Consider the following 23,797-nt stretch of genomic DNA (forward strand, 5'->3'; position numbering starts at 1 on the left):
CGTTCCCCCACACCCGCCGTCACGCCAGCGAGCCGCCCGAGGTGTCGAGCCACTCGCCGGTGATCCAGCGGCCCGCGTCGGAGGCGAGGAAGGCCACCACATCGGCGACGTCGGACGGGGCGCCCACGCGCCCCAGCGCCGACATCGCTGCCGCGCCCGCCTGCGCCTCGTCGCTCGTGCGCAGCCAGTCCGCGTTGATGTCCGTGTCGATGATGCCGGGGGCGACCGCGTTCACCGTGATGCCACGGGGTCCGAGGATCTTGGAGAGATTCCGGGTGAACATGTCCAGTGCGGCCTTGCTCATCGAGTACGCGATCAGGTCCGGCATCACCGCGGCCCGGGACAGCCCGGAGGAGATGTTGATGACCCGGCCGCCGTCCCGCAGCCGCTCCGCGCCCAGCTGGGTCACGAAGAACGGCGCCTTGGTGTTCACCGCGAAGGTCCGCTCGAAGTCCTCCTCGCGGATGTCCGCGAACCCGCGTCCACCCGCGATGCCGGCGTTGTTGACCAGGATGTCCAGCCCGCCGCCTCCGGAGGCCCGGTCGAACTGCTCCCACAGTCCCGCCGCGTCCCCCGGCACGCCCAGCTCCTGCCCGATAGCGAACGCCTCGCCGCCCGCATCCTCGATCGCCGCGACCGTCTCCTTCGCCGCGGCCTCGTTGCTGCCGTAGTGCACGGCCACCCGCGCGCCGTCCCGACCGAGCCGTTCCGCGATGGCCCGTCCGATGCCCCTGCTGCCGCCGGTGACCAGTGCCGTCCTGCCTGTGAGCGCGCTCATGGCAATCTCTCCCAATTTCCCTAGTGATCGCTACAGAAAACGACCGTAACAGATTCTCGAACGATCGCTATAGAATTTTCGGCATGGCGACGAAACAGCGCGGCAGGCCCCGCTCCTTCGACCGGGAGACGGCCCTGCGGCAGGCCACGATGATCTTCTGGGAGCGCGGCTACGAGGCGACCTCGGTCGCGGACCTCACGCGCGTCATGGGCATCGGCGCGCCGAGCCTGTACGCCGCCTTCGGCGACAAGAAGGCCCTCTTCGAGGAGGTCGTGAGCGCTTACGGGGACACGTACGGCGCCTTCCTCGGCCGTGCCCTGGCCGAGGAGCCCACCGCCCGGGCCGCCGTCGAGCGGATGGTGCGCGAGGGCGCGGCGGAGTACTCCGACCCGGCACACCCGTGGGGCTGCCTGGTGATCGGTGGGGCGGTCAACTGCGCGACGCCGGAGGTCGCGGCCGGCCTGCGGGACCGGCGCGACATCGCCCGCGCCGCCATCGAGACCCGTATCCGCGCGGATGTCGCCTCGGGTGCCCTTCCTCCCGGCACCGACCCGGCCGCCCTCGCCTGCTTCAGTGCGGCTGTACTCCAGGGTCTGTCGCTCCAGGCCCGCGACGGTGCGACGAAAGAGGCCCTGCAGGCCGCGGGGGAGGTGGCGATGCGGGCGTGGCCGGGGGCGGGATCGGAGTCGGACCCGCGGTGAAGACCCCGGAAACACCCGCGGGCCGCGGCGCCAGGACGGGACCCTCAACCCGTCCGGCACCGCAGCCCGGAGTTGCTCGGCCGGCGGGGTGTGCGGTCCCACGCGGCCGTGGGAGGTCTCGGCGCAGTCAGGGCAGAGAGCGCCGGGTACCTCGGTCCACCCTCCTGTGCGGGGAGGGCGGAGGTATTTCGGGACCCGGGTGAACCCGGGGGTGGTGCGATCCGTACCATTGTGGACTAGACCATTCTGGTCTGTCCATCCATACGCACGGACTGATTCCGGGCCCATCCTCCACCACGGAGCCCGATCCCGTCAGGTTCATACCGAAGGTACGCTCACAGCGTGCCCTCCATGAACGATCTCGTACGCCAGCACACCGCTCTGAGTGAGTCCGACCTCGAGTGGCTCCACCTGCTGGTCTCGGAGTGGCAACTGCTCTCCGACCTCTCTTTTGCCGACCTCGTGCTCTGGGTGCCCACTCTCGACGGTACCCGCTATGTCTCCGTCGCCCAGATGCGGCCCAACACCGGCCCCACCTCCTACCAGGACGACATGGTCGGGCACCTGGTTCCACGAGGCCGCCGTCCTCTTCTCGACGCGGCACTCGACGAGGGCCGGATCGTGCGCGAGGGCGACCCGGAGTGGCGCGAGGAGGTGCCGGTACGGGTCGAGTCCATCCCCGTGCGCCGTGACGGCCGCGTACTCGGAGTGATCGCCCGCAACACCAATCTGCTGACCGTCCGCACCCCGAGCCGGCTGGAGCTCACCTACCTCCAGTCCGCCTCGGACCTTGCCCAGATGATCGCCGCGGGCGCCTTCCCCTTCCCCGGGCAACAGGTCGAGATGGACGCCTCCCCGCGCGCCGGCGACGGACTGATCCGCCTCGACGCCGACGGTGTCGTCCAGTACGCGTCCCCGAACGCCCTCTCCGCGTATCACCGCCTCGGCCTCGCCGCTGATCTCGTCGGCCAGCACCTCGGCCAGATCACCGCCGAACTCGCCCCGTCCCGCGGCCCGGTCGACGAAGCCCTGGTCAAACTCGCCAGCGGATACGCGCCCCGCGAGGCCGAGGTCGAGAGCAGCGGCGGCGTCATTCAGCTGCGCGCCATCCCGCTCAAGCCCAAGGGCCCCCGCATCGGCTCCCTCGTACTGCTCCGCGACGTCACCGAACTGCGCCGCCGCGAACGGGAGTTGATCACCAAGGACGCCACCATCCGGGAGATCCACCACCGGGTGAAGAACAACCTCCAGACGGTCGCCGCGCTACTGCGGCTGCAGGCCCGCCGGATGGACTCCGTCCGCGGCAGGGAGGCGCTCAACGAGGCGGTCCGCCGTGTCGGCTCGATCGCGATCGTCCACGAGACGCTGTCTCATAATCTGGACGAGCGGGTCGAGTTCGACGAGATCGCCGACCGGGTGCTCGCGATGGTCGCCGAGATCTCCCCGGGCAAGGTCGAATGCCGCCGCACCGGCCGCTGCGGAATCCTCGACGCCGAGGTCGCGACTCCGCTCTCCATGGTCCTCACCGAAGTCCTGCAGAACGCCCTGGAGCACGCCTTCGCCCCGGGAGAGCACGGCACGGTCGAGGTCTCGGCGGTACGCGGAGGCCCGCGCTCCGACGAGCGGCTGCTGATCACCGTCCAGGACGACGGCCGCGGACTGCCCGAAGGCTTTGATCCGCAGCGGGCCGGCAATCTCGGCCTGCAGATCGTCAGGACTCTGGTCGAGGGGGAGTTGGGCGGCAGCTTCGACATGCAGCCCGCCCTCGGCCGTGGCACGCGCGTCGTGCTCGACATCCCGGTGCGAAGCCAGAAGTAGCCCTGGCCGCGGCGGGGGCGGCGCCAGAAGGGCCCGGACCGCCGGTGCGGAGCCAGGAAGTGCTGCCCGGTCACCCTGGCCGATCGGTGCAGAGCCAGGAAGCTCCCGGGCCGATTCCGCCGGGAACAGCAGCGAGCCCCGGACCGTATGGACACGGTCCGGGGCTCGAACGCTTGTGAGTTACTGCTGCGCGCTGCGGCTCGGGGGCGGTGAGTGCGTACTCGCCGTACGCGCCGCCGGGCTCAGGCTCGTAGCGGTGGCAATCAGGCGCTGGCGTTGCGCGCCCGGTTGCGAGCGGCGCGGCGCTTCATAGCGCGGCGCTCGTCCTCGCTGAGGCCACCCCAGACGCCGGAGTCCTGGCCGGACTCGAGCGCCCACTGCAGACACTGCTCCATGACGGGGCAGCGGCGGCAGACGGCCTTGGCTTCCTCGATCTGCAGCAGCGCAGGACCGGTGTTGCCGATGGGGAAGAACAGCTCGGGGTCTTCCTCGCGGCAAACGGCGTTGTGACGCCAGTCCATGGCTGCTACCTCTCTTGGTATTACGTGCAGGTTGCTTGTGAATGTGAACGCTTTCACGAATCCCCCCGCAGCGGAAGGGCCGACGCCCAGATGAAACTGGTTGTGGTCCTTGGAATGAGGAGGGATTCTGGCTCTGAGAGGCCGGTTCTGCGGGCCGTCCCGATCGCCATGTAGAGATTCGCAAACCTCGGCGGCGGATACAACCCCTTCCGGAAAGTTTTTTTTGATTCCTCGGTGTCGACTAGGTCACAGCCGTACTTCCATGGGGTGGACCCCAGCCCATACGTTCGAGATAAAGGGCTTAGGGCTCTTCCACTCACACAATCACACGCAGTGCACGGCGTACGCCTGTGAACGTCACGCTAGTTCGCAGGCCGAGATGGTCACCGTCCATCTGGAAGGGCAGCGGAGCCTTCGAATGCAAGGTGAAGTCCGTCTGGTCGTGCAGGGAGAAGGCGTGCTTGCCGCGCGGGCCGCGGTCGGGGGTCGAGGTGAGGAGCTGGGTCGCATATCTGGCCACGGCGAGCGTGGAGAGCCGGTTCAGTCCGAGCACGTCGAGGGCCGTGTCGAAGGAAGCCCTCGGAGACGCGTACACCGGACGATTGCCCAGGTAGGTCCAGGGGGAGGTGTTGCAGACTATGGACAGCGCGAGGTCCGTCACCGGGTCCGCGCCGGGGCGCTCCAGCGTGATCGCGCCACGCCGGCGATGCGGTTCCTCGAGGAACTGGCGCACCGCCTGGCGCACATACAGGGCGTGCGTCGATGTCTTGCCGCGCTCTCGCTGCTGTTCGACCCGGCCGATCACACCGGCGTCGAAGCCGAAGCCCGCGCAGAAGGTGAACCAGCGGGGCGGGATCGCCTCGTCCTCCGTGCCCGGCGTACCCGACGCGAGACCGAGCCCGACCGTCCGCTCGCTCTGGAGGCTGAGCGCGTCCAGGATCGCGCCGGTCGCCTCCACGGCGTCGTTCGGCAGGCCCAGCGCGCGGGCGAAGACATTGGTGGAGCCACCGGGCACGACCGCGAGGCGGGGGAGGGTGTCCGGTTCCGGGCCGGAATGCAGCAGACCGTTCACGACCTCGTTCACGGTGCCGTCGCCGCCGAGCGCGACGACCAGGTCGGTCTCCCCGGACTCGGCAGCCCGCCGGGCGAGGTCCCGGGCATGGCCGCGGTACTCCGTCGTGACGGCCTCCAGCTTCATCTCGCTGGCGAGGGCGTGGATGAGAACGTCACGGGTGCGGGCACTGGTGGTGGTTGCTGCCGGGTTGACCACGAGAAGTGCGCGCATGGGCGCCAGGGTACCTACCGGGCGGTACCCGGCCCAGCCCGGGTCGGCGGGGACGTACAGGGGTGCACGGCTACCCTGCAAGGGTGAGCAGTGCTGAGCAGACCCCCGAGTCGCGTCCCACCCGCCTTACCGCCGCCGCGGCCTTCTGCGGACTGGAGGCCCTCGCCCTGGTGGCCGGGGGCGTCTACATGCTGGTGTCGGGCTTCACCAGCCACCCCGACAGCACGACGCAGGCCGCCACGGGCGGAGCGACGCTGATCGCCCTCGGCCTGATTCCGCTGCTGGCCGCGCGAGGGCTGCTGCTGCGCCGCAGCTGGAGCCGCGGCCCCGCGATCATCACCCAGATCCTGTCCCTGCCGGTCGCCTGGACCCTGCTGAGCACCACGGGCCCCCTGATCCCGGCGGGCATCGTCCTCGCGGTGGTCGCCGTCACCTCGCTGGTCCTGCTGATCAACCCGACGACCACGGAGGCGCTGGGGATCAGAGGACGCGCGGACGCCTAGGCCGTGTCCGACAGATCCCGCCTGGCGCGCGGCGTCCGGCACGCCCTCCCCCGTAGCCCTTCGGGCACGGGAGGTGCCCCCACGCTGCGTTGTCGGAGTCATCCACGTACGTCCAGTACGAGGATGATCTCCCCCAGAGCTGCGTCTGGGAGGTGCCCCCACCGCCTTGCGATTGCACGCACCGGACGCCGCGGGCCCCGCCCTGCGGGCGGACGGCGCTATGTGTCAGACACGACCTAGGCCCTGACCGGTGGATCTTGCTGGGTTCGCGTGCCCTGGCACGCACGCTCACTGATCCGGCCTGATCCAGAAGACAGACGCCGGCCCCTCCGGGGTCCGGTCGCCGGGTGCGGCTTCGCAGGGCCGGCGTCAGGGACCCCCGGAAGGGCTCGGGGCGCGCAGCCCCTACTCCTCCACCAGCAGCTTCTCGCGGAGCTGTGCGAGTGTGCGGGCCAGCAGGCGGGAGACGTGCATCTGGGAGATGCCCACCTCCTGGGCGATCTGCGACTGCGTCATGTTGCCGAAGAAGCGAAGCAGCAGAATCCGCTTCTCCCGCGGCGGCAGGTCCTCCAGCAGCGGCTTCAGCGACTCGCGGTACTCGACGCCCTCCAGCGCCTCGTCCTCCGCGCCCAGCGTGTCCGCGACCGCCGGGGACTCGTCGTCGGTGTCGGGCACGTCCAGCGACAGCGTCGAGTACGCGTTCGCCGACTCCAGGCCCTCCAGGACCTCCTCCTCGGAGATCCCGAGACGCTCGGCCAGCTCATGGACCGTCGGCGAGCGGCCGTGCTGCTGGGAGAGCTCCGCGGTCGCCGTCGTCAGCGCGAGCCGCAGCTCCTGGAGACGGCGCGGCACCCGGACCGCCCAGCCCTTGTCGCGGAAGTGGCGCTTGATCTCGCCGACGACCGTGGGCGTCGCGTACGTCGAGAACTCGACGCCCCGCTCCGGATCGAACCGGTCCACCGACTTGATCAGGCCGATCGTGGCGACCTGGGTCAGATCGTCGAGCGGCTCGCCGCGGTTGCGGAAGCGGCGGGCCAGGTGCTCGACCAGGGGCAGGTGCATCCGCACCAGCTGATTCCGGAGCTCGGCACGCTCGGGGGAGCCTTCAGGAAGTTTGCGCAACGCGATGAACATCGACCGCGCCTCGCTCCGGTCGTTCGGATCGTGGTGCTCGTGTTCCTTGGAGTCGTGCTCGTGCTCGCTCATATGGGCCGCCCGCTCTGCCTGCGCCTGCTCCACCGTGGCCGAAAGGCCGTCGCGCTCGTCCACCGGGTGCGGCCTGGCCTGCTGCTCCGGGATGCCCACCGGCACACGCGCCGGCTCCGCCGGAGCCGCACGCCCGCCGTTCGGCACTCCGGGAATGCGCTCCTCGTCCCGCACCGGACCGTCCCCGTCCCTCACGCCGGCCCGGGTCCCGCGCCGCGCTGTTTGTACAGGCTGATGGAGACCGTACGGTCGTCCGCCACGGAGGAGTCGACCTTGCCGGCCAGTGCCGAGAGCACCGTCCAGGCGAAGGTGTCGCGCTCCGGGGCGCGGCCGTCGGTCGTCGGAGCCGAGACCGTGACCTCCAGGGAATCGTCGACGAGCCGGAAGACGCAGCTGAGGACGGATCCGGGGACGGCCTGCTGCAGCAGGATCGCGCAGGCCTCGTCGACAGCGATGCGCAGGTCCTCGATCTCGTCGAGGGTGAAGTCCAAGCGCGCCGCGAGGCCGGCCGTGGCCGTACGCAGCACGGACAGGTAGGCACCCGCAGCGGGCAGCCGGACTTCCACGAAGTCCTGAGTCCCGGGCTCGCCTGCGATCTGGGACACCCTCACCTCCAAGGTGGCACAAGGTCGATCGAGGCTCCGGGAGGACGCTCCCGGAGCCGAGGGCCGCGCGTCGGTGCGCAGCCAAGTACCTGGACTGGCGACGCTACCGTGATCCATGGTGCCGTGTCGCCGGGACCCCTACCCGACTCTGTCACTCATGGTAAGCCTATGAGTACGGACAGTGGCTAGAGGTCTGCGGGTCTCAATTGCGATGAGCCGGCGGAGGGTTGACGTACCCACACGTCAGACGATCGAACCGTCCACGAAGCACCAGCGCCAGCTCTCTCCGGGCTCCAGGGTACGCATGACAGGATGTTCCTCCCCCTCGGAGTGCCGGAACGCGTGCCGGCTCACCGACGAGTCGCAGCACCCCACATGTCCGCAGGTCAGGCAGAGGCGCAGTTGAACCGGATGCGTCCCGTCCGCCACGCACTCGAGACATGTGTCGCTCAGCTGTGCGGGCTCGGGGCGCGGCAGGTCGAGAACATGTGGGCACTCGCTCATGATTGCCAGATTACGACGCGGGCGACGGACGTGAGGTCGGGGAAATGGACGCATTGCCACTGGTGGCGCTGATCGCGGCGAGCGCCGTGATCGCAGCGGCGGCCCGCAGGACGCCGGTGCCGGCCCCGCTGTTGCTCGTCGCGATGGGGCTGATCGCCTCGTACGTGCCCGGGGTCCCGGACTACACCCTCGACCCGCACATCGTGCTGCCGCTGATCCTCCCCCCGCTGCTGCACTCGGCCGCCGTGGAGAGCTCGTATCTCGATCTGAGGGCCAACATCAGGCCGATCGCCCTCCTCTCCGTCGGCTATGTGCTCTTCGCGACGGTCGCCGTCGGCTGGCTCGCCTATCTGCTGGTGCCCGGCCTTCCGCTGACTGCGGCACTCGTCCTCGGGGCGGTCGTGGCCCCGCCCGATGCCGTGGCCGCCACCGCGATCGCCCGCCGCCTCGGTCTGCCGAACCGCATCACCACGATCCTCCAGGGCGAGTCCCTGGTGAACGACGCCACGGCCATCACCGCGTACAGGGTGGCCGTGGCTGCGGCGCTCGGCGAGGGCCTGAGCTGGGCCGGAGGCATCCGTGAGTTCCTGCTCGCGGCGGTCGGCGGCATCGGCGTCGGGCTGGTCCTGATGGTGCCGATCCACTGGCTGCGCACGCACCTGAAGGAAGCCCTGCTCCAGAACACCCTCTCCCTGCTCATCCCCTTCATCGCCTACGCCGCCGCCGAGCAGGTCGGGGCATCCGGCGTGCTGGCCGTCGTGGTCGTCGCCCTCTTCCTCGGGCACCGCGCCTGGCAGGTCGACTTCGCCACCCGGCTTCAGGAGGCGGCCGTCTGGAAGATGGTCGCCTTCCTCCTGGAGTCGTCGGTCTTCGCGCTGATCGGGCTGCAGCTCCCGTTCGTCGTCCAAGGGCTCGGCGCGTACGGGGTCTGGGAGGCCGCCGGGTACGCCGTCGGCGTCTTCGTCGCCGTCGTCGTGGTGCGGTACATCTGGGTCTTCCCCGCCACCTTCCTGCCGCGGGCGCTGTCGAGCCGGATCAGGGAACGGGAGCCGGGCGTGACCTGGAAGGCACCCATGATCGTCGGCTGGGCCGGAATGCGCGGAGTGGTCTCCCTGGCGATCGCCTTCTCCATTCCCCTCACCGTGCCCGGCGGGGAGCCCTTCCCCGACCGTAACCTGGTGCTCTTCCTCACCTTCACCACCGTGATCGGGACACTGGTGGTGCAGGGGCTGACCCTGCCGCTGCTGATCCGCGTCCTGAAGCTGCCGCAGCGCGATCCCCAGGCCCTCACTCTGGAGGAGGCACAGGCTCAGAGCGAGGCGTCCCGGGCGGCCGAGGAGCGCCTGGAGGAGCTGCTCGCCGACGAGCGCAACGCCCTGCCGGGACCGCTCGCCGACCGGCTGCGCACGGTCCTCGAACGCCGAAGGAACTCACCCTGGGAGCGGCTGGGGGCGGGAAACCCCATCACCGGAGAGTCCGTGGACCACACCTACCGGCGGCTCGCCCGCGAAGTGATCCAGTCGGAGCGGGAGGTCTTCGTGCGGCTGCGCGACGAGCGGCGCATCGACGACGAGATGATGCGGACGCTGCTGCGCGGGCTCGACCTGGAGGAGGCGGCGGCCTATCGGGAGGGCTCGGACTGAGGGCGTGCCGGGCTGCCCGGGCCGGCGGGACTTTCCGGGCTACCCAAGTTTCCGGGGGTTGCGGGGCTTCCCGTGATCACGGCCGCGACGACCGTTCCGGGTGTGAAGGCGCCCTCCTCGGTGAGGGTGACAAGTCCGTACAGCATCTTGGCGACATAGAGACGTTCGACGGGCAGCCCGTGCCGCGCCTCGAAATCGTCGGCGAAGGCGTCGAGCCCGTGGCCGGTACGGGCGTAGCCGCCGAAGTGGAAACGCTCGTCGAGCCACCAGTCGCCCGCCGGTCCGCCGAAGGCGTCCTGCTGAAGGGCGCGTATCTCCTCGCCCAGGAAGCCGCCCCTCAGCACGGGCATGCCCAGCGCCCTCTGGCCCGGTGCGAGCCCGGCTGCGAGCCCGGCGAGCGTCCCGCCGGTCCCGCACGCCACAGCCACCACATCGGCCACGCCGCGCAGCTCGCGTCCGAGCTCCGTACAACCGCGGGCGGCAAGCGCGTTGCTGCCGCCCTCCGGGACGACGTAACACTCCTCGTGCTCCGCGAAGCGGTCGAGCAGGCCCGCCAGTACCTCCGGGTCGGCCTTGCGGCGGTACGTCCCGCGGTCCACGAAGTGCAGCCGCATCCCGTCGGCGGCGCATGCGGCGAGTGACGGGTTGAGGGGCCGGCCGGCGAGTTCGTCACCCCGTACGACACCGATGGTGCGGAAGCCCAGCAGCCGGCCGGCGGCGGCGGTGGCGCGCAGATGGTTGGAGTAGGCCCCGCCGAAGGTCAGGACCGTACGCCCGGCGGCGGCGAGCAGATTCGGCGCCAGCTTGCGCCATTTGTTGCCCGGCAGATCCGGGTGGATCAGATCGTCCCGCTTGAGCAGCAGCCGGACGCCGTGCCGTGCGAAGCGCTCGTCCTCGACCGCCTCCAAGGGGGAGGGGAGCCGGGGCCGCAGGGTGGCGAGGTCGAACGCGTTCATCCCACCATCTTCGCCGCCACTCGCCGCATCTTGCCGCCTCTCGCCGCCCCGCGGCCGCGGGGCGGCGGCACTACGCTGCGGGCTGATGACTGCCACCGGAAAGATCGTGCTGCTCGGCGGCGGGTTCTCCGAGGACCCCGACATGCTGCTCGACGACTTCGTCCTCGCCCACGCTCGGCGCGCCCGGCCGAAAGTCTGCTTCCTGCCCACCGCGAGCGGAGATGCGGAAGGCTACATTCAGGGCTTCAGCGCCGCCTTCGAGCGGCAGGACTGCGAGCCCACCCATCTTCCGCTGTTCCGGCGCGACCGCGAGGATCTGCGGACCTTCCTCCTCGGCCAGGACGTCGTGTACACCGGCGGCGGGAACACCGCCAACATGCTGGCCGTGTGGCGGCTGCACGGTGTGGACGACATCCTGCGCGAGGCATACCGCCGAGGTGTTCTGCTCTGCGGGATCAGCGCAGGCGCCGCCTGTTGGTTCGACGCCTGCCTGACCGACTCCTTCGGGGCCGTCCGGCCGCTGCACGACGGGCTCGGGCTGCTGCCCGGCAGCATGTGCCCGCACTATGACAGCGAGGCCGAGCGCAGGCCTGAGTACCTCTCGGCCGTCGCCGGCGGCGTGCTGCCGGACGGCTGGGCGCTCGACGACGGCGCGGCCGCGCTCTTCGTGGACGGACGCCTCGACGACGTCGTCACGAGGACGCCGGGCGCCGCCCTGCACCGGGTCGTCCGGTGCGGGGAGGACGCGGTCCGCGAAGAGTCCGGCCTCCCCGCCCGCCTGCTCACACTCACTTGAGCCGTTCCGCGATGCGGGTCCGCATCGCGTTCATGGTGAAGCCCCTCGGATCGACCTTGCCCGGCTGCCACTCCAGATGGCCGATGACCGACCGTGCCGTCCAGCCGTGGCGGCGGCAGACGGCCGCCGCGGCCTTCTCGATGGCCTCCAGCTGGGCGGCGGGCCACGGGTCCTTGCCGTCACCGAGGTTCTCGCACTCGAAACCGTAGAAGTGCCGGTTCCCGTCGGTGTTCGCCTCGTCGTCCGGCGGCAGCAGCTTCTCCGCGATCACGGCGCGCAGTACGTCGTCGTCGCCGAGCCCTGCGTGGTTGGCTCTGCCGTAGCCGACCAGATGGACCTTGCCGTCCTTGGCGATGACTCCGTGACAGAGCGGGCCGGGCAGGGTCGGGTAGCCGTCGCGGCAGATGCGGACGGTGTCGGCAGTGCCCTCGGTGACGGTGTGGTGGATCATCACGCCGTGCACCGGTCCCCAAGGGCCCTTGTGATTGCGGTTGTGGGTGCGCCAGTCGCCGACCTGGACGACCGTGAGCCCCTCGTCGCGCAGGGCGTCGAGGAAACTGCTCGCGGACATGGGTGGGGACATGAACGACTCCTTCGTGGGGTGTGGTGGTGCTTGGACCGTGGCCGAGCGGAATGGCTCGTACCGACCTTGTACCCAACACCGTTGCCCGGCCGATCCGTTCGTACGGTGTGCGAGCCGATCCGGACAGCGGTCCCGGTGGTCGATGCCGTGGTGCTCAGGGTGGTGGGCCGGCCGGGTGGAAAGCGCGTGTCATGCCCCGCACGTTCGCGACTAGTCCCACTCATTTGTGTAATGGCGTGGCGACTCTCCGTGCTGGAAGGCTTTTCCTCGCAGGTCAACCCATGATTGCGAGGGATCCCATGTCGGTTGGTTCGGTTGATGGCGAGGTACGCGAGGAGCAGGCGCCGCCGCAGCAGAGTCTCGGCACGGCAGCCGCGCGGAACCTGGCGACCACCACCAAGTCGGCGCCCCAGATGCAGGAGATCACCTCCAGGTGGCTGCTGCGGATGCTGCCCTGGACCCAGGTGCAGGGTGGTACGTACCGGGTGAACCGTCGGCTCAGCTATTCCGTGGGCGACGGGCGTGTCACCTTCATCCAGACCGGGAGCCGGGTCGAGGTCATTCCGGCCGAACTCGGCGAGCTGCCACCGCTGCGGGGGTTCGACGACGAGGCCGTGCTCGGCGAACTGGCCCAACGATGCCGGCAGGTGAGGTTCGCGCCCGGCGACGTGCTGGCCACGAAGGGCGAGACGGCGGACCGGGTGTTCCTTCTGGCGCACGGCCGGGTGGAGCAGATCGGCACCGGCCCGTACGGCGACGAGGCGGTGCTCGGGGTCCTCGCCGACGGGTCCTACTTCGGCGACCGCTCCCTGGCCGACGGGGACGCCGTATGGGAGTTCACGGCCCGGGCCGCCACCGCATGCATCGCGCTGGAGCTCTCCCGGCAGGACGTGCTCACGCTCGCGGACCGCGCGGAGTCCCTCGGAGCCCATCTCCGCTCCGCGCTGTCGATCCCCCAGCAGCGGACCAACCAATACGGCGAGGCCGCCATCGACCTCTCCGCGGGCCATGTCGGCGAAGCCGTCGTGCCGCACACGTACGTGGACTACGAAGCAGCCCCGCGCGAGTACGAACTGAGCGTCGCCCAGACCGTGCTGAAGGTCCACAGCCGCGTCGCGGACCTCTACAACCAGCCGATGAACCAGACCGAGCAGCAGTTGCGGCTGACGGTCGAGGCGCTGCGCGAGCGCCAGGAGGACGAGCTCGTCAACAACCGGGAGTTCGGGCTCCTGGCCAACTGCGACTACGGGCAGCGGCTGCAGCCCCATGACGGCGTGCCCAGCCCCGACGACATGGACGAGCTGCTGTCCCGGCGGCGCGGCTCCAAGCTCTTCCTCGCCCACCCGCGCGCCATCGCCGCGTTCGGCCGCGAGTGCAACAAGCGCGGCCTCGTCCCGGAGAGCGTGGACATCGGCGGGAACAAGATCCCGGCCTGGCGCGGAGTTCCGATCTTCCCCTGCAACAAGATCCCGGTCTCGGACGCCAGGACCACCTCGATCCTGTGCATGCGTACGGGCGAGGACGAACAGGGCGTCATCGGCCTGCAGCAGACAGGGATCCCCGATGAGATCGAGCCGAGCCTGTCGGTCCGCTTCATGGGCATCGACGAGCAGGCGATCATCTCCTACCTGGTCACGGCCTACTACTCGGCGGCGATCCTCGTGCCCGACGCACTCGGCGTGCTGGAGAACGTCGAAGTCAGCCGCTGGCGCTGACGGGCCCTGGCGCGCTTGACCCGGCCGGGGTGGCACGGCGCCGCCCCGCCCCACCCCCTTCACAGAGGACGTGACCGTGACCATGACCAGCACGGACGCCGCCGCCACCGAGGGGCACGAGGCCGCGGCACTCCTGGAGCGCACCCGCATCGCCGTCAATCCCCGGCTGCGCGACACCGTGGAGTCGCTGCCCGGTTCCCTGCGCCGTGTCGCGATGTACCACTTCGGCTGGGAGCACGCAGACGGCACGCCGGCCGCGGGATCGGCGGGGAAGGCGATCCGGCCCGCCCTGGTGCTCGCAGCCACCCGGGCGCTCGGCGGGGATCCGCAGCACGCCGTGCGCGCCGCGGCCGCCGTGGAACTCGTCCACAACTTCACGCTGCTGCACGACGACGTCATCGACGTGGACCGGACCCGCAGGCACCGGCCCACCGCCTGGACGGTGTTCGGCACCCCGGACGCCATCATCGCGGGCGACGCCGTGCTCGCCCTCGCGCTGCGGCTGCTCGCCGAGGACAGGCACCCCGTGTCCCCGGTCGCCTCGGCCCGGCTCGCCGCCTGCGTGATCGAGCTCTGCGCCGGCCGGCAGGCGGACTGCGCCGTCGAGCAGTCCGGCCCGTACAAGGTCTCGCTCGACGAATGCCTCGCCATGGCGACGGCGAAGACCGGTGCGCTGCTCGGCTGCGCCTGCGCCCTCGGCGCGCTGTACGCGGGCGCGGGCGAGGAAGAGGTCGCGGCCATGGACGCCTTCGGACGGGAGGCGGGGCTGGCCTTCCAGCTCATCGACGATCTGATCGGGATCTGGGGCGACCCCGGCCGTACGGGCAGACCGGCCGGAGCCGGTCTGATCGCGCACAAGAAGTCGCTGCCGGTGGTGGCGGCGCTCAGCTCGGGCACCGCGGCAGGGGCGGAGCTGGCCGAGCTCTACGGGCGGGCGATGGACGACGAGGCGGTCCGCCGTGCCGCCGAGGTGGCGGACCGGGCCGGCGGCCGGGACTGGGCGCAGCTCCAGGCGGCCGACCGGATGGCGCGGGCCGTCCAGCAGTTGTCCCGCGCCGTCCCCGATCTCAGGGCGGCGGGGGATCTGCTCTCCCTGGCGGAGTTCGTCACACGCCGCACCCGCTGAGAGCGGACGCGGCGCCACGTGCGAAACCCGGAACCCAACTCTAGGATCGCAGCGGCCAGTTGACGATCACGGAAAGGGGTCCGGGCGTGGGCGTACGGATACGGCAGGCGGGGGAGGGCGACCGCGAATCGGTGGTACGGCTGCTCGACGAGGCGTTCATGCACGACCCGGTGAGCAGCTGGGTCTTCCCCGACGAGGCTCATCGCCGCAAGGTGCACGGCACATTCCTCGGAGTGTTCCTCGATGCCGCGCTCACGGAGGGCCGGGTCGACATGACGGAGGACGGCACGGCCGCGGCGCTCTGGCTGCAGGTGCCGGCCGACCCGCCCGAGGAGGAGGACGACACCCCGGCCCGGATGCGCGAGATCGCCGACCCGGACAACGAGCGGGCCGAGCTCGTCGGGCGGCTGACCGGCGAGGCCCATCCGCAGGGCCGGGCGCACGAGTATCTGCTGCTGATCGCGGTCTCCCCGGAGCGGCAGGGCCAGGGGCTCGGGAGCGCACTTCTCGCACCTGCGCTGGAGCGCTGCGACCGCGAGGGTGTGCCCGCGTATCTGGAGGCGAGCAACCCCCGCAGCAGCAGGCTGTACGAGCGGCTCGGCTTCGCCTTCACGGACCGTACGGTCGAGCTGCCCGGCGGCCCGCACATGTGGCCCATGTGGCGGGAGCCCGTCGCCGGACGGGTCACTTCTCAGGGACGATCCGCGTGACGACGGTCTCCACCAGGGCGTCCACGTCCTGGTCGGCGAGCACATCAGGCAGGGTGAAGTGCTCCAGCAGCAGGCCCGTCATGGCCAGGTAGAGGGCAAGGAAGGTGTCCGCGTCGCCGGGGAGCCCGGAATCGAGATGGAAGCGCCGGTTCGCGTCCAGGTCGGCGCGGATCGCCCGGTTCAGCTCCGCCTGCAGCGCCGGGCGGCGGGTGGCCTCCAGGCGTAGCTCCAGCATGGCGAGGTAGCCGGTCCGTTCCTCGGTCATGCGCCGCACCAGCCACTGCATCAGCTCCACGTAGAGCGCACGGGTCGGCGCGGGCCGCATCGCCTCGTCGACCTGGGCCGGCTCCGGTGTCATCCGTACATGAATCCGGGCGCCGGCCTGGGTGAACAGGTCGTCGCGGCTCGCGAAGTAGTTGGACGCCGTTCCCGCGGGCACGCCGGCCTGGCTGTCGACCGCGCGGAAGGTGAGGCCACGGGCCCCTTCACGGGCGAGCACCTCGATGGCGGCGTCCACGAGGGCGATCCTGCGCTCCGGGTTCCTGGCCATGTCCTCTCGTTCCTCCTCGGCGTGTGTTCTCAACATGCCTTCCGAAAAAGGCGCCGCTTGCTTAACCACTACACATGGAGCACTATAGATGCAGTGGTTCGGCCGGGCCGAACCGCGGAGGCGACTGACCTCGACAGAAACAACTGACCCCGAAAGAAACAGAGGACCGGTTTGCGCAAGCTCACGTACTTCATCGGCTGCTCCATCGACGGCTTCATCGGAGACCCGAGCGGCGATGCCTCGTCCATGTTCAGCTTCGTGGGCACGGAATACCTGGAGTTCCTGAAGACCGAGTACCCGGAGACCGTTTCGGTGCTGGGCCGCGAGGCGCTGGGCATCCAGGATGCCGAGAACAAGCGCTTCGACACCTTGATCCAGGGGCGTGCCAGCTACCAGCTCGCGCTGGACGCCAACATCACCAGCCCGTACGCCCAGCTGCGCGAGTACGTTGCGTCGCGCACCCTCGAAGAGTCCCCCGATCCGAACGTCGAGATCATCTCCGACGATCTGGTCGGCAAGGTCCGTGCGCTCAAGGCACAGGACAGCGGGCTCGACATCTACCTGTGCGGTGGCTCGCAGATCGCCGGTGAGCTGCTCGACGAGATCGACGAGCTCGTGATCAAGACGTATCCGCAGGTGTACGGCGCGGGCATGCCAATGTTCGGCACGGACTTCGCTGTCACCGACTTCGCGCTGGACTGGGTGCGAAGCTTCAGCAACGGCGTGGTCGTGCGGCAGTACGGCAGGAAGCGGTAGCGGGCGGGCGCGAGCGCTGTTCGTCCTGGGCATGCCGACTTATCCTTGACACATGGGCAGCGAAGGACGTCGGACCGTCCGCCGCCCGCAGGGCGAGTTCGTCTGCCCGGCCTGCGGACAGCCTGTCGGTTCCGTCATCAAACGACGCAAGGTCCTCGGGGCTTTCGTTCCCGAATGGGCGCCCGGGCCGTGCCACAACCCCAGCTGTGCGCTGAGCGCCGAAGGCGCCGAGAGCGCGGAGGGAGCGGGGCACGCAGGGCACCACGAGGACGCGGACGGAGAGCCGGCCGCGGGTTCACCCGCCTAGGGCCTGTCCGGGCGTAATCCGGGCCGGACAGCTCTAAGGGCGACCGGCTGTACGGCGGAGCCAGTCATACCGCTACAGTCCGCGCCATGTCATCGGAGTCGACGGATGTGTGGACCGGCTGGTACCGGGACCGCCGGGGTGCGGAAGCGATAGCCATCGCGGTTGCGGCGAGTGGGCAGGAAGTGCGCACCCGCATCAGGGGAATTGAGTACGAGGGTCCCGGTTTCGCCGCCCTGAGCGCGGCGGGATCGGGCGAAGCCCTCTCCGGCTGCGTACTGGAATGGGACCTGCCGCTGCCTGTCGCGCTGGACGGGACGGTGCAGCGAGCCACGCTCAGCTGCCTGCTGGCACTCGGTGAGCGAGGGGCGGACGGCCGGCCGGAGCGGGTGGATCTGAACCTCACCCTGCACTTCGGCGGCGCGGCGTACGAGTCGGGTATCGCCGGCGGTGACTTCGACGAGGCGCTCGGGCGCATCCGGCGGCAGTTGCCGGCGGGCGCGGAGTTCGGGCGGAGGCTGCTGGAGAGCGCCTGACCCGCACCTCGGCCCTGGCCGGGCGAGTTCGCGTCTCACCACGCGGCCTCGGTGCGCCCACTCGGTACGCGGCGCGATCGCCAGGGTCGCGACGGACCCGGGCGAGCGGCTCCCCGTGGTCCGGGGGCTGCAGTGCCCGGCGCCCTGACGTCACGTGTGGCCCTCCCAGCGCCAGCGGGGCGTCGGGCCGGGGGCGCCGAGGTCCTCGCCCACCGGAGAGGCCGAGACTTCGCGGGCGATCTTGGTGCCCCAGTCGAAGTACTCGACGACGCGGCGCCGCAGCAGTTCGTCGTCCGGGAGTTCCTTGTCCACCGCCGCGGTCATCAGCTCCATCCAGCGCAGCCGCTGCTCCTCGGTGATCGACAGCCCGAGATGGGCACGGAGCAGGGCCTGGTGGCCGCCGAGCTCCCCGGTGAACCGGGCCGGGCCGTCGAAGACCTCGGCGACCCAGACGGCGACGTGCTCCACATGCGTGGGCGTGAAGTGTGCGAAGACCGGAGCGAGGAGGGGATCGGCGAGAACGGCCTCGTAGAAGGTGGTGGACAGCCGCTGGAGGGCCTCGGCGCCACCCACGGCCTCGTACAGCGTCTCTGGGCGTTCGGTCATCCGGTCCTCCCGGTGTAATGACTCCGGCCTGTTGCACGGTCACAGGGGATTCAACCCCAGCCGGCCCGCTTCCACGCCCGGATTGTCATCCTCCGCAACCAACTCCTCACCGAGCTCCTCGTCGAGCTCCTCGTCGAGCTCCGCATCGAACTCCTTGACGGCCGTGGCCGGTTCGAAGCCGGACGGAAACGCCCCGTGCCCGGGTACGAGTACCCGGGCACGGGGCGCCGTGGGGGCCTGCGGTCAGGAAACCTTGGCGATTGCGGCGGCGAGGCCGTTCGCCCAGAGCTGGTTGACGCGCGAACGCTCGGCCGCGTTGGGGTAGGCGTTCTGGCAGGACGTGCCGGGGCCGCCGCCCGACATCAGTTCGCTGCAGGGGCCGGAGTAGTGGTCGGGGAGGCCGAGCACATGGCCGGTCTCGTGGGCGGTGACGCGTGTGGAGTTGTACTGCTGGTTCTGCCGGTAGTCGAGGAAGATGTAGCCGCGGCCATGCCCGTCGGTGCTGGCGTACGAGCCGCGCGGGTCGTTGCCCTCGTAGTACCGGAAGTCGGGGTTGCTGCCCTCCTGCAGCCGCACATTGGAGACGGAGCTGTTCCATATCTGCGTGCTGCTGGATATCTGCGAGCGGAAGCTCGGCGCGTTGCTCGCGCTGTAGACGACGGTGACGGCCAGGGCGCCCGGGTTCTTGGCGCGCTTCTCGGCGACCGACTTCATGACGGCGTCGAAGAACGCCTTGGTCGCCTTGGCGTCCTGCGCCGAACCGGCGTACGCGACGGCCGACGCTGCCTTGCCGGTGGGGACGGCAGTGCTCGCGGTGGCGGTGGCGGTGGCGGGGACAGCGGTGCTTGCGGCGGCGGGGACGGCGGCGGTCAGTGCGGCGGCGAGGCCCAGACCGAGGGCTGCGGAGAGTAACGCCTTGGGGCGTCGCTCGGGGTGTCTCATGGGGGGTTCTCCTCGTCCGAGTGGGGTTCGGTAGAGGAGAGTTTCGGGGAGCCCATCCCCGCCGCGGATGATGCCAACCGTCGATAGCACGACAACATCACGCCAATGACCAGCCCCAACTGCCTTTGAATGCAAGGAAATTACTGCGACGCGGGTGTCTGGTGTGACACAAGGTACCGTCCTACGCTCGAAGCATGGAGCTGGAGGTGAGGCACCTGCGCGCGCTGTGCGCGATCGCCGACGCGGGCAGTTTGCACAAGGCCGCCCGGCAGTTGGGAATGAGCCAGCCCTCCTTGACGACCCAGCTGCAACGCATAGAGAACGCCCTCGGCGCGGAGCTGTTCTCGCGGGAACGCACCGGCTGCCGGCCCACCCCGCTCGGCCGTTCCGTACTGAGCCGGGCGCGCCCTCTCGTCGCCGAGATGTCCGCGCTGATCACGGAGACCAAAGCGGCCGTCGCGCGCGCGGACGGGCGGTGCCTGCGGATCGGCTCCACCGCGAGCCGCGCCCTCGCCGGCTGGCTGCGGCGGCTGCGCCGGCGGCTGCCCGACGGAACGGACCTCTCGCTCCACATGGACGTCTCGGCGAACGCGCTGCTGCGGATGGTCGCCGCCGGTCAGCTCGACGTGGCGTTCGTCCACGAGGTGGAGGGCTGCCCGCTGCTCGTACCCGAAGGTCTGGAGCGGCGCGTACTCGTCGAGCGGGAACCGCAGTTCATCTCGATGGCCCGCGATCACCCGGCCGCCGCGGCGCCCGTCGTCGATCTCGCGGACCTGGCCGGAGACCGGTGGATGGTCGACCCGACGGTCGACGGGGAGTGGGACGGTCTGCGCCGGGTGCTCGACGCCGCCGGCATCGACCCGCCGGTGCTGCACGCGGACTACCACACCGCCGCGTCCCTGATCGTGGTCGGCGAGGCGGTCGCGCCCTGCCAGCCGACGGCGGGACCGCGCGAGGACATGGCGATACGCCCGCTGCGGGACGACCCGCTGGCGGTACGGCTCCTGCTGTATTGGCGTCCCGGACCCGTACCCGTTTTCGGACTCGGATCTGTACCCGTTCCCGGACTTGGACCCGTGCCGGTGCCCGTGCCCGGCCCCGGACCTGGCGCGGGAGCGGAGACGTACGACCGGATCTACGCGGATCTGGCGGCGGCGTACCGGGAGGCTGCGCTGCGCGCCGCGCCCTACCGGCAGTGGCTGCTGCGCAACAAGAGCCCGCTGCTGCACACACCGGCGGCCTGAACCCCGGCCGATCCGAGCCCGGCCGGCGGGGTGTCAGCGCACCACCCGGCCACGGAGGATGATCCGGGAGGGACGGCCCAGCACGTCGGGGCTCAGAGCCGGGTCGGAGTCGTACGCGACGAGATCGGCGGGCGCACCGTCCGTCAGACCCGGCAGACCCAGCCAGCTGCGGGCCGCCCACGAGGCCGCGCCCAGTGCCGCCTCGGCCGGCATGCCGGCGCGGGCCAGCCAGGCCGCCTCCGCGGCGACCGTCCCGCACGGGAAACTGTCGGTGCCGGCGAGAACGGTGACCCCGGCCTCGTACGCGGAGCGGACGTTCGCGAGGAGGCCCTCCCAGCCGGTGATCAGGTTGTCGAGGCGGGCGCTGCGCTCCTGCGCGTACCACGCGTCGGCCTTCGAGCCGAAGGCACCGAGCGTGGGCACAAATGCCGTTCCCTGCACGGCCATCCGGTCGAGCAGGCCCGGATCGAGATGCATGCCGTGCTCCAGGCTGTCGGCCCCGGCGAGCACGGCGTTGCGCGCGCCCTCGGCGGTCTGGCAGTGCACCGCGACCTTGCCGCCGGCGGCGTGCACGGCCGCCACGGCCGCCGTGAGGATGTCGAGCGGTACGGCCGGCTCGTCCCACCGCCAGTCGCCGATGACCTTGCACCAGCCGGACGACGCCGTGGCCTCCTCCACTGCCGCGACCGGCAGTTCGTCCTCACGGATGTCGCGCCCGAACCCCGGGAAGAACCGCCCCGGCGTCGCCAGCCACCGCCCCGCCGACCGCACCCGCGGCAGCTCCCCGTCCCCGTCCACCCACGCCGGCATCCGCGCCGTGGTCCCGGGCGTACGCACCAGCAGCACACCGGCGTCCCGGTGCTGCAGCAGATGCTTGCGCAGCACGGAGTCGTCGAAGGGCGAGTCGGTCGCCTCCGCACCGGGATGCGTGTGTACGTCGACGAGTCCGGGCAGCAGGAAGCCGCCGTCGACGACGAGTTCGGCGCCGGAGGGCGGGACGTCGCAGCGGAGACGGTCGCCGTCGATCACGTACGTCCGCTCTTCCCGCTCCGGAAGCACGATCCCGCGCACCGCCTTGATCACGACTCGCTCTCCCCTCGTCAGCGAGTCACCAAGACTAGCCACGCCCGCTGTGACAGCGACGTGCTCCGGACGGGCCGTACCCATGGAGAACGACCGCACCCGGCCCTTCACGTTCGCCGTGCTCGGCGGGCGGAGGACCGGGTGCGGACGGATGGCGGACAGGCGATGCGCGACCCGCGAAGGCGCGCGTCGGGCTGTCCGAAAGCCGAGGTCAGGCCTTCTTGGTCTCCTAGTAATGGGCCGGGTCGATGACCTGCGGCGATGGGTGCCGCAGGTCGCTGACCTGGCCTTTTGCTGATGGGTGGCGATGGGGTGCGACGGTCCTGATCGGGTGTCCTGCGGACTGTGTGCGGACTGGGGCGGGCACTCTTCGGTATTCGAATGCGCCGGCCCGCAGGGATGCCGCACACTCTCCGGGTGATCGTCCTGCAGCCCGTTCTGGAGACCTGTGCCACCGATGGCTTCGACCTCTGGCCGGTGGCCGAGTGCGGGGCTTACGGCTTCCTTCCGCTCGGCGGTGCGCTCAGCCCTGCCGAAGTCGGCACGGCTGTCATGCGTATTGCCGAGTGCAACAACGTCGACCTGGAGGGTGAGGAGCGACCACAACGGCCTACCGATCCGCTAGGGAACTTCCTGCACGGGCTCCTCACCATGGACAACCTTTTCGCCGCCGGCGGCCTGCGGGTGACTGATACAGCAACCGGCATCGTCCTGTCGCCGGGCTGCTGCAACGGGCTGGACGAACGACGTGACTGGCTTGGGGTCATCGATGACGACGGCTGGGCCTCCTTCGGTCATGACCCCTCCCCGCTCGCCGAACGGATAGGCGACGTGGTGCGGCTGACCATTGACGCTGAGCAGCAGGACAGCCCTGTGATCGAGCTGCCCATCACCGATCTGCGTCGCCTGCTCGCCGATGCGGAATGTGACCTGGCCGCCTTCCATCACCTTGCCGTCGGCTGGGCAGCCCTGCACTTGACTGACTACGCCGGCCCTGTTTGCACGGCTCTCGCTCGTGCCCTCGACCTGCCCCCGCCTGCCGTACTCCCGAAGCCGTAGGGCGACGACGTGTCCGTACCTGGCGCTTCTATCGCCAGCCGCACAGGGAGACCTCCGGGCCTCCGGTGAGGTACCGGTGGAGGGCGCTTGACGTGGTGTCCACGAAGTTCTCGGGGATGGCGTCGGTGGGGACCCAGCCGACTTGGGCGTGCTTGAGCGGTTCGCGGTTCTCGGGCTCGCCTGCCCACTCGTGGGCGACGAAGACGACGGTGAGGAAGCCGTTGGGGGCCTCGACGCCCCAGGCGCCGTGGATGATGTGGGCGACCTTGAGGGACTCGGGCTTCACGGTGAGGCCGGTCTCCTCGTAGAGCTCGCGGACGGCGGTTTCGGTGATGGGCTCGCCCGGCTCGCTCTTGCCGACGGGGAGGTCCCACATGCCCTGGGCGAACTTGGCGTTCTGGCCACGCTGGAGGAGAACGACCCGGTTGGTGACCTTGTCGTGGACGATGACGGCAGCGACCAGCAGCGTCATGGATTCGAGCGCTGGCTTGAGAGCCTTCGGTTGGCCGTCGGCCTGCTGGGTCACCGGGTTCCCTTCGTCGGACGGGTTGTCGGGCATGTGAGGGGCGGGACGGTCTGGAAACGGGTGCGCTGCGGCCGCTGGTGTGTTGAAGGGCCTACTGTCGGAGCGGGGTGTTGGTCCAGAAGGAGTGGGCCTTCTTCAGGAGCTCCTCGGCGGCTTCGCCGAACGATGCCGCGCTGCTCAGCGCGGCGAAGGCTTTGTTGTAGAGGTCGAGTTCGCTCTGTTCCGTGATGTCCACGGAGGAGGAGACGAGCTCGACGTGGGCCCGGTCGCCATCGCCGTAGATGTTGAACGCGTGGACGGGGAACAGGTCCACCTGTGCGGTGGAGGGAAGGATCCCGAGGGTGAGCGAGGCCAGGCCGAGTTCTCGCAGGAGGCGCTCGATCTGTTCTTGCATGACTTCGGGTCCACCGATGTTCGTGTAGAGAGCCTGCTCCCCGAGGACGACGTCGTAGTGGTGCTCGCCGTCGTACAGCACCTGCTGTCGCTGCATGCGCTTGGCGACGCCCGCCGGCACGTCGTTCGGGATGCCGAGGAAGTCGACGACCTGGCCGAGGATCACGGTGGCGTACGCCTCGGTCTGGAGCGTGCCCCAGATCATCGTGGGCACGTACGCCTTGCCTTCGCGTGTGCTCTGGTACCAGCGCACCACGTCGTCCTGAGTCGCTTTCGTGCCGGTGGACAGACGATCCGTCCAGCGAACTGAACTGGTCACCGCATCCCCTCCTGGGTGGTGCCGCCGGG

General features: G+C 70.2%; 27 protein-coding genes. 13 read left to right on the plus strand and 14 right to left on the minus strand.

The features are described 5' to 3' along the window. Positions 1–19: 19 nt before the first annotated feature. Positions 20–778, minus strand: coding sequence for an SDR family oxidoreductase (locus ACZ6ZQ_RS18100; RefSeq protein WP_469769484.1), 759 nt, complete (start codon positions 776–778; stop codon positions 20–22). An 83-nt stretch (positions 779–861) separates the two neighbouring features. Here ACZ6ZQ_RS18100 and ACZ6ZQ_RS18105 point away from each other — a divergent pair, with 83 nt between their 5' ends. Both ACZ6ZQ_RS18105 and ACZ6ZQ_RS18110 read left to right on the plus strand, forming a co-directional pair. Then, positions 862–1,479, plus strand: a complete 618-nt coding sequence (locus tag ACZ6ZQ_RS18105; RefSeq protein WP_469769485.1) for a TetR/AcrR family transcriptional regulator — start codon at positions 862–864, stop codon at positions 1,477–1,479. Positions 1,480–1,830: 351 nt separating this feature from the next. After that, the gene (locus tag ACZ6ZQ_RS18110; protein ID WP_469769594.1) at positions 1,831–3,297 is read left to right on the plus strand and encodes a sensor histidine kinase; all 1,467 of its coding nucleotides are present in this window, start codon (positions 1,831–1,833) and stop codon (positions 3,295–3,297) included. Positions 3,298–3,560: 263 nt separating this feature from the next. On the opposite strand, the gene ACZ6ZQ_RS18115 is transcribed toward ACZ6ZQ_RS18110, so the two are convergent. Together ACZ6ZQ_RS18115 and ACZ6ZQ_RS18120 are read right to left on the minus strand one after the other, a co-directional pair. Then, positions 3,561–3,818 carry a WhiB family transcriptional regulator gene (locus tag ACZ6ZQ_RS18115; RefSeq protein WP_003953983.1) on the minus strand — a complete coding sequence of 86 codons (258 nt, stop codon included), beginning with the start codon at positions 3,816–3,818 and terminating at the stop codon, positions 3,561–3,563. Positions 3,819–4,134: 316 nt separating this feature from the next. Continuing rightward, the gene (locus ACZ6ZQ_RS18120) at positions 4,135–5,103 is read right to left on the minus strand and encodes a diacylglycerol/lipid kinase family protein (protein ID WP_469769486.1); all 969 of its coding nucleotides are present in this window, start codon (positions 5,101–5,103) and stop codon (positions 4,135–4,137) included. An 83-nt stretch (positions 5,104–5,186) separates the two neighbouring features. Here ACZ6ZQ_RS18120 and ACZ6ZQ_RS18125 point away from each other — a divergent pair, with 83 nt between their 5' ends. After that, positions 5,187–5,606, plus strand: a complete 420-nt coding sequence (locus tag ACZ6ZQ_RS18125) for a hypothetical protein (protein ID WP_469769487.1) — start codon at positions 5,187–5,189, stop codon at positions 5,604–5,606. 405 nt (positions 5,607–6,011) lie between these two features. Here ACZ6ZQ_RS18125 and ACZ6ZQ_RS18130 read toward each other — a convergent pair whose 3' ends face one another. From ACZ6ZQ_RS18130 to ACZ6ZQ_RS18140, 3 genes are all read right to left on the minus strand, one after another. Next, complete coding sequence (locus ACZ6ZQ_RS18130) at positions 6,012–7,007, minus strand: RNA polymerase sigma factor SigF (protein ID WP_469769488.1); 996 nt, start codon at positions 7,005–7,007, stop codon at positions 6,012–6,014. Then, positions 7,004–7,417: an ATP-binding protein gene (locus tag ACZ6ZQ_RS18135; protein ID WP_018845530.1), complete on the minus strand. Its 414-nt coding sequence runs from the start codon at positions 7,415–7,417 to the stop codon at positions 7,004–7,006. The genes ACZ6ZQ_RS18130 and ACZ6ZQ_RS18135 overlap by 4 nt, the downstream gene beginning before the upstream one ends. Positions 7,418–7,660: 243 nt before the next feature. Continuing rightward, positions 7,661–7,921, minus strand: a complete 261-nt coding sequence (locus ACZ6ZQ_RS18140; RefSeq protein ID WP_469769489.1) for a UBP-type zinc finger domain-containing protein — start codon at positions 7,919–7,921, stop codon at positions 7,661–7,663. Between the two features lie 44 nt (positions 7,922–7,965). Here ACZ6ZQ_RS18140 and ACZ6ZQ_RS18145 point away from each other — a divergent pair, with 44 nt between their 5' ends. Next, the gene (locus tag ACZ6ZQ_RS18145; protein ID WP_469769490.1) at positions 7,966–9,564 is read left to right on the plus strand and encodes a Na+/H+ antiporter; all 1,599 of its coding nucleotides are present in this window, start codon (positions 7,966–7,968) and stop codon (positions 9,562–9,564) included. Here ACZ6ZQ_RS18145 and ACZ6ZQ_RS18150 read toward each other — a convergent pair. Then, on the minus strand, positions 9,543–10,520 hold the full coding sequence (locus ACZ6ZQ_RS18150) for a 1-aminocyclopropane-1-carboxylate deaminase/D-cysteine desulfhydrase (RefSeq protein WP_469769491.1): 978 nt from the start codon (positions 10,518–10,520) through the stop codon (positions 9,543–9,545). The genes ACZ6ZQ_RS18145 and ACZ6ZQ_RS18150 overlap by 22 nt on opposite strands. A gap of 85 nt (positions 10,521–10,605) precedes the next feature. Between ACZ6ZQ_RS18150 and ACZ6ZQ_RS18155 the strand changes: the two genes are divergently transcribed. After that, positions 10,606–11,316 carry a Type 1 glutamine amidotransferase-like domain-containing protein gene (locus ACZ6ZQ_RS18155; RefSeq protein WP_469769492.1) on the plus strand — a complete coding sequence of 237 codons (711 nt, stop codon included), beginning with the start codon at positions 10,606–10,608 and terminating at the stop codon, positions 11,314–11,316. On the opposite strand, the gene ACZ6ZQ_RS18160 is transcribed toward ACZ6ZQ_RS18155, so the two are convergent. Beyond that, the gene (locus ACZ6ZQ_RS18160; RefSeq protein ID WP_469769493.1) at positions 11,309–11,899 is read right to left on the minus strand and encodes an N-acetylmuramoyl-L-alanine amidase; all 591 of its coding nucleotides are present in this window, start codon (positions 11,897–11,899) and stop codon (positions 11,309–11,311) included. The two genes, ACZ6ZQ_RS18155 and ACZ6ZQ_RS18160, sit on opposite strands and share 8 nt — an antisense overlap. Before the next feature lie 299 nt (positions 11,900–12,198). On the opposite strand from ACZ6ZQ_RS18160, the gene ACZ6ZQ_RS18165 reads away from it, so the two are divergent. The 3 genes from ACZ6ZQ_RS18165 (at position 12,199) to ACZ6ZQ_RS18175 (ending at position 15,450) form a co-directional block, all read left to right on the plus strand. Then, the gene (locus tag ACZ6ZQ_RS18165; protein ID WP_469769494.1) at positions 12,199–13,614 is read left to right on the plus strand and encodes a family 2B encapsulin nanocompartment shell protein; all 1,416 of its coding nucleotides are present in this window, start codon (positions 12,199–12,201) and stop codon (positions 13,612–13,614) included. Positions 13,615–13,696: 82 nt separating this feature from the next. Beyond that, a complete protein-coding gene (locus ACZ6ZQ_RS18170; RefSeq protein WP_469769595.1) occupies positions 13,697–14,740 on the plus strand; it encodes a family 2 encapsulin nanocompartment cargo protein polyprenyl transferase in 1,044 nt (347 codons plus the stop codon). An 86-nt stretch (positions 14,741–14,826) separates the two neighbouring features. Continuing rightward, positions 14,827–15,450: a GNAT family N-acetyltransferase gene (locus ACZ6ZQ_RS18175; RefSeq protein WP_469769495.1), complete on the plus strand. Its 624-nt coding sequence runs from the start codon at positions 14,827–14,829 to the stop codon at positions 15,448–15,450. Here ACZ6ZQ_RS18175 and ACZ6ZQ_RS18180 read toward each other — a convergent pair. Continuing rightward, entirely contained in the window at positions 15,425–16,000 is a 576-nt protein-coding gene (locus tag ACZ6ZQ_RS18180; RefSeq protein WP_469769496.1) for a TetR/AcrR family transcriptional regulator, read from the minus strand. The two genes, ACZ6ZQ_RS18175 and ACZ6ZQ_RS18180, sit on opposite strands and share 26 nt — an antisense overlap. Positions 16,001–16,171: 171 nt before the next feature. On the opposite strand from ACZ6ZQ_RS18180, the gene ACZ6ZQ_RS18185 reads away from it, so the two are divergent. The 3 genes from ACZ6ZQ_RS18185 (at position 16,172) to ACZ6ZQ_RS18195 (ending at position 17,596) form a co-directional block, all read left to right on the plus strand. Beyond that, complete coding sequence (locus ACZ6ZQ_RS18185; RefSeq protein ID WP_469769497.1) at positions 16,172–16,756, plus strand: dihydrofolate reductase family protein; 585 nt, start codon at positions 16,172–16,174, stop codon at positions 16,754–16,756. 52 nt (positions 16,757–16,808) lie between these two features. Beyond that, positions 16,809–17,063, plus strand: a complete 255-nt coding sequence (locus tag ACZ6ZQ_RS18190) for a hypothetical protein (RefSeq protein WP_469769498.1) — start codon at positions 16,809–16,811, stop codon at positions 17,061–17,063. An 86-nt stretch (positions 17,064–17,149) separates the two neighbouring features. After that, positions 17,150–17,596, plus strand: coding sequence for a DUF6304 family protein (locus tag ACZ6ZQ_RS18195; protein ID WP_469769499.1), 447 nt, complete (start codon positions 17,150–17,152; stop codon positions 17,594–17,596). A gap of 150 nt (positions 17,597–17,746) precedes the next feature. On the opposite strand, the gene ACZ6ZQ_RS18200 is transcribed toward ACZ6ZQ_RS18195, so the two are convergent. Next, the gene (locus ACZ6ZQ_RS18200) at positions 17,747–18,202 is read right to left on the minus strand and encodes a group II truncated hemoglobin (protein ID WP_469769500.1); all 456 of its coding nucleotides are present in this window, start codon (positions 18,200–18,202) and stop codon (positions 17,747–17,749) included. 243 nt (positions 18,203–18,445) lie between these two features. Continuing rightward, complete coding sequence (gene snpA / locus ACZ6ZQ_RS18205; protein WP_469769501.1) at positions 18,446–19,144, minus strand: snapalysin; 699 nt, start codon at positions 19,142–19,144, stop codon at positions 18,446–18,448. 194 nt (positions 19,145–19,338) lie between these two features. Here snpA and ACZ6ZQ_RS18210 point away from each other — a divergent pair, with 194 nt between their 5' ends. Further along, positions 19,339–20,388 (plus strand): LysR family transcriptional regulator, encoded by a 1,050-nt coding sequence (locus ACZ6ZQ_RS18210; RefSeq protein WP_469769502.1) that lies wholly within the window; start codon positions 19,339–19,341, stop codon positions 20,386–20,388. Positions 20,389–20,421: 33 nt separating this feature from the next. Here the strand turns inward: ACZ6ZQ_RS18210 and ACZ6ZQ_RS18215 are convergent, their stop codons facing one another. Next, a complete protein-coding gene (locus ACZ6ZQ_RS18215) occupies positions 20,422–21,471 on the minus strand; it encodes an amidohydrolase family protein (protein ID WP_469769503.1) in 1,050 nt (349 codons plus the stop codon). A 417-nt stretch (positions 21,472–21,888) separates the two neighbouring features. On the opposite strand from ACZ6ZQ_RS18215, the gene ACZ6ZQ_RS18220 reads away from it, so the two are divergent. Next, positions 21,889–22,530 carry a hypothetical protein gene (locus tag ACZ6ZQ_RS18220; RefSeq protein WP_469769504.1) on the plus strand — a complete coding sequence of 214 codons (642 nt, stop codon included), beginning with the start codon at positions 21,889–21,891 and terminating at the stop codon, positions 22,528–22,530. 28 nt (positions 22,531–22,558) lie between these two features. On the opposite strand, the gene ACZ6ZQ_RS18225 is transcribed toward ACZ6ZQ_RS18220, so the two are convergent. Beyond that, positions 22,559–23,089 (minus strand): NUDIX domain-containing protein, encoded by a 531-nt coding sequence (locus ACZ6ZQ_RS18225; protein WP_469769505.1) that lies wholly within the window; start codon positions 23,087–23,089, stop codon positions 22,559–22,561. A 58-nt stretch (positions 23,090–23,147) separates the two neighbouring features. Next, entirely contained in the window at positions 23,148–23,768 is a 621-nt protein-coding gene (locus tag ACZ6ZQ_RS18230; protein WP_469769506.1) for a DUF5753 domain-containing protein, read from the minus strand. Positions 23,769–23,797: the final 29 nt, after the last annotated feature.

It is taken from the genome of Streptomyces sp. NPDC053673, from assembly GCF_055585225.1.

Coding starts and splice junctions, on each gene's coding strand:
- ACZ6ZQ_RS18145 (WP_469769490.1), top strand. CDS start 7,966: ATGGACGCATTGCCACTGGTGGCGCTGATCGCGGCGAGCGCCGTGATC.
- ACZ6ZQ_RS18225 (WP_469769505.1), bottom strand. CDS start 23,089: ATGCCCGACAACCCGTCCGACGAAGGGAACCCGGTGACCCAGCAGGCC.
- ACZ6ZQ_RS18170 (WP_469769595.1), top strand. CDS start 13,697: ATGACCAGCACGGACGCCGCCGCCACCGAGGGGCACGAGGCCGCGGCA.
- ACZ6ZQ_RS18180 (WP_469769496.1), bottom strand. CDS start 16,000: ATGGCCAGGAACCCGGAGCGCAGGATCGCCCTCGTGGACGCCGCCATC.
- ACZ6ZQ_RS18190 (WP_469769498.1), top strand. CDS start 16,809: ATGGGCAGCGAAGGACGTCGGACCGTCCGCCGCCCGCAGGGCGAGTTC.
- ACZ6ZQ_RS18195 (WP_469769499.1), top strand. CDS start 17,150: ATGTCATCGGAGTCGACGGATGTGTGGACCGGCTGGTACCGGGACCGC.
- ACZ6ZQ_RS18165 (WP_469769494.1), top strand. CDS start 12,199: ATGTCGGTTGGTTCGGTTGATGGCGAGGTACGCGAGGAGCAGGCGCCG.
- snpA (WP_469769501.1), bottom strand. CDS start 19,144: ATGAGACACCCCGAGCGACGCCCCAAGGCGTTACTCTCCGCAGCCCTC.
- ACZ6ZQ_RS18140 (WP_469769489.1), bottom strand. CDS start 7,921: ATGAGCGAGTGCCCACATGTTCTCGACCTGCCGCGCCCCGAGCCCGCA.
- ACZ6ZQ_RS18115 (WP_003953983.1), bottom strand. CDS start 3,818: ATGGACTGGCGTCACAACGCCGTTTGCCGCGAGGAAGACCCCGAGCTG.
- ACZ6ZQ_RS18105 (WP_469769485.1), top strand. CDS start 862: ATGGCGACGAAACAGCGCGGCAGGCCCCGCTCCTTCGACCGGGAGACG.
- ACZ6ZQ_RS18100 (WP_469769484.1), bottom strand. CDS start 778: ATGAGCGCGCTCACAGGCAGGACGGCACTGGTCACCGGCGGCAGCAGG.
- ACZ6ZQ_RS18160 (WP_469769493.1), bottom strand. CDS start 11,899: ATGTCCCCACCCATGTCCGCGAGCAGTTTCCTCGACGCCCTGCGCGAC.
- ACZ6ZQ_RS18200 (WP_469769500.1), bottom strand. CDS start 18,202: ATGACCGAACGCCCAGAGACGCTGTACGAGGCCGTGGGTGGCGCCGAG.
- ACZ6ZQ_RS18210 (WP_469769502.1), top strand. CDS start 19,339: ATGGAGCTGGAGGTGAGGCACCTGCGCGCGCTGTGCGCGATCGCCGAC.
- ACZ6ZQ_RS18120 (WP_469769486.1), bottom strand. CDS start 5,103: ATGCGCGCACTTCTCGTGGTCAACCCGGCAGCAACCACCACCAGTGCC.
- ACZ6ZQ_RS18155 (WP_469769492.1), top strand. CDS start 10,606: ATGACTGCCACCGGAAAGATCGTGCTGCTCGGCGGCGGGTTCTCCGAG.
- ACZ6ZQ_RS18150 (WP_469769491.1), bottom strand. CDS start 10,520: ATGAACGCGTTCGACCTCGCCACCCTGCGGCCCCGGCTCCCCTCCCCC.
- ACZ6ZQ_RS18110 (WP_469769594.1), top strand. CDS start 1,831: ATGAACGATCTCGTACGCCAGCACACCGCTCTGAGTGAGTCCGACCTC.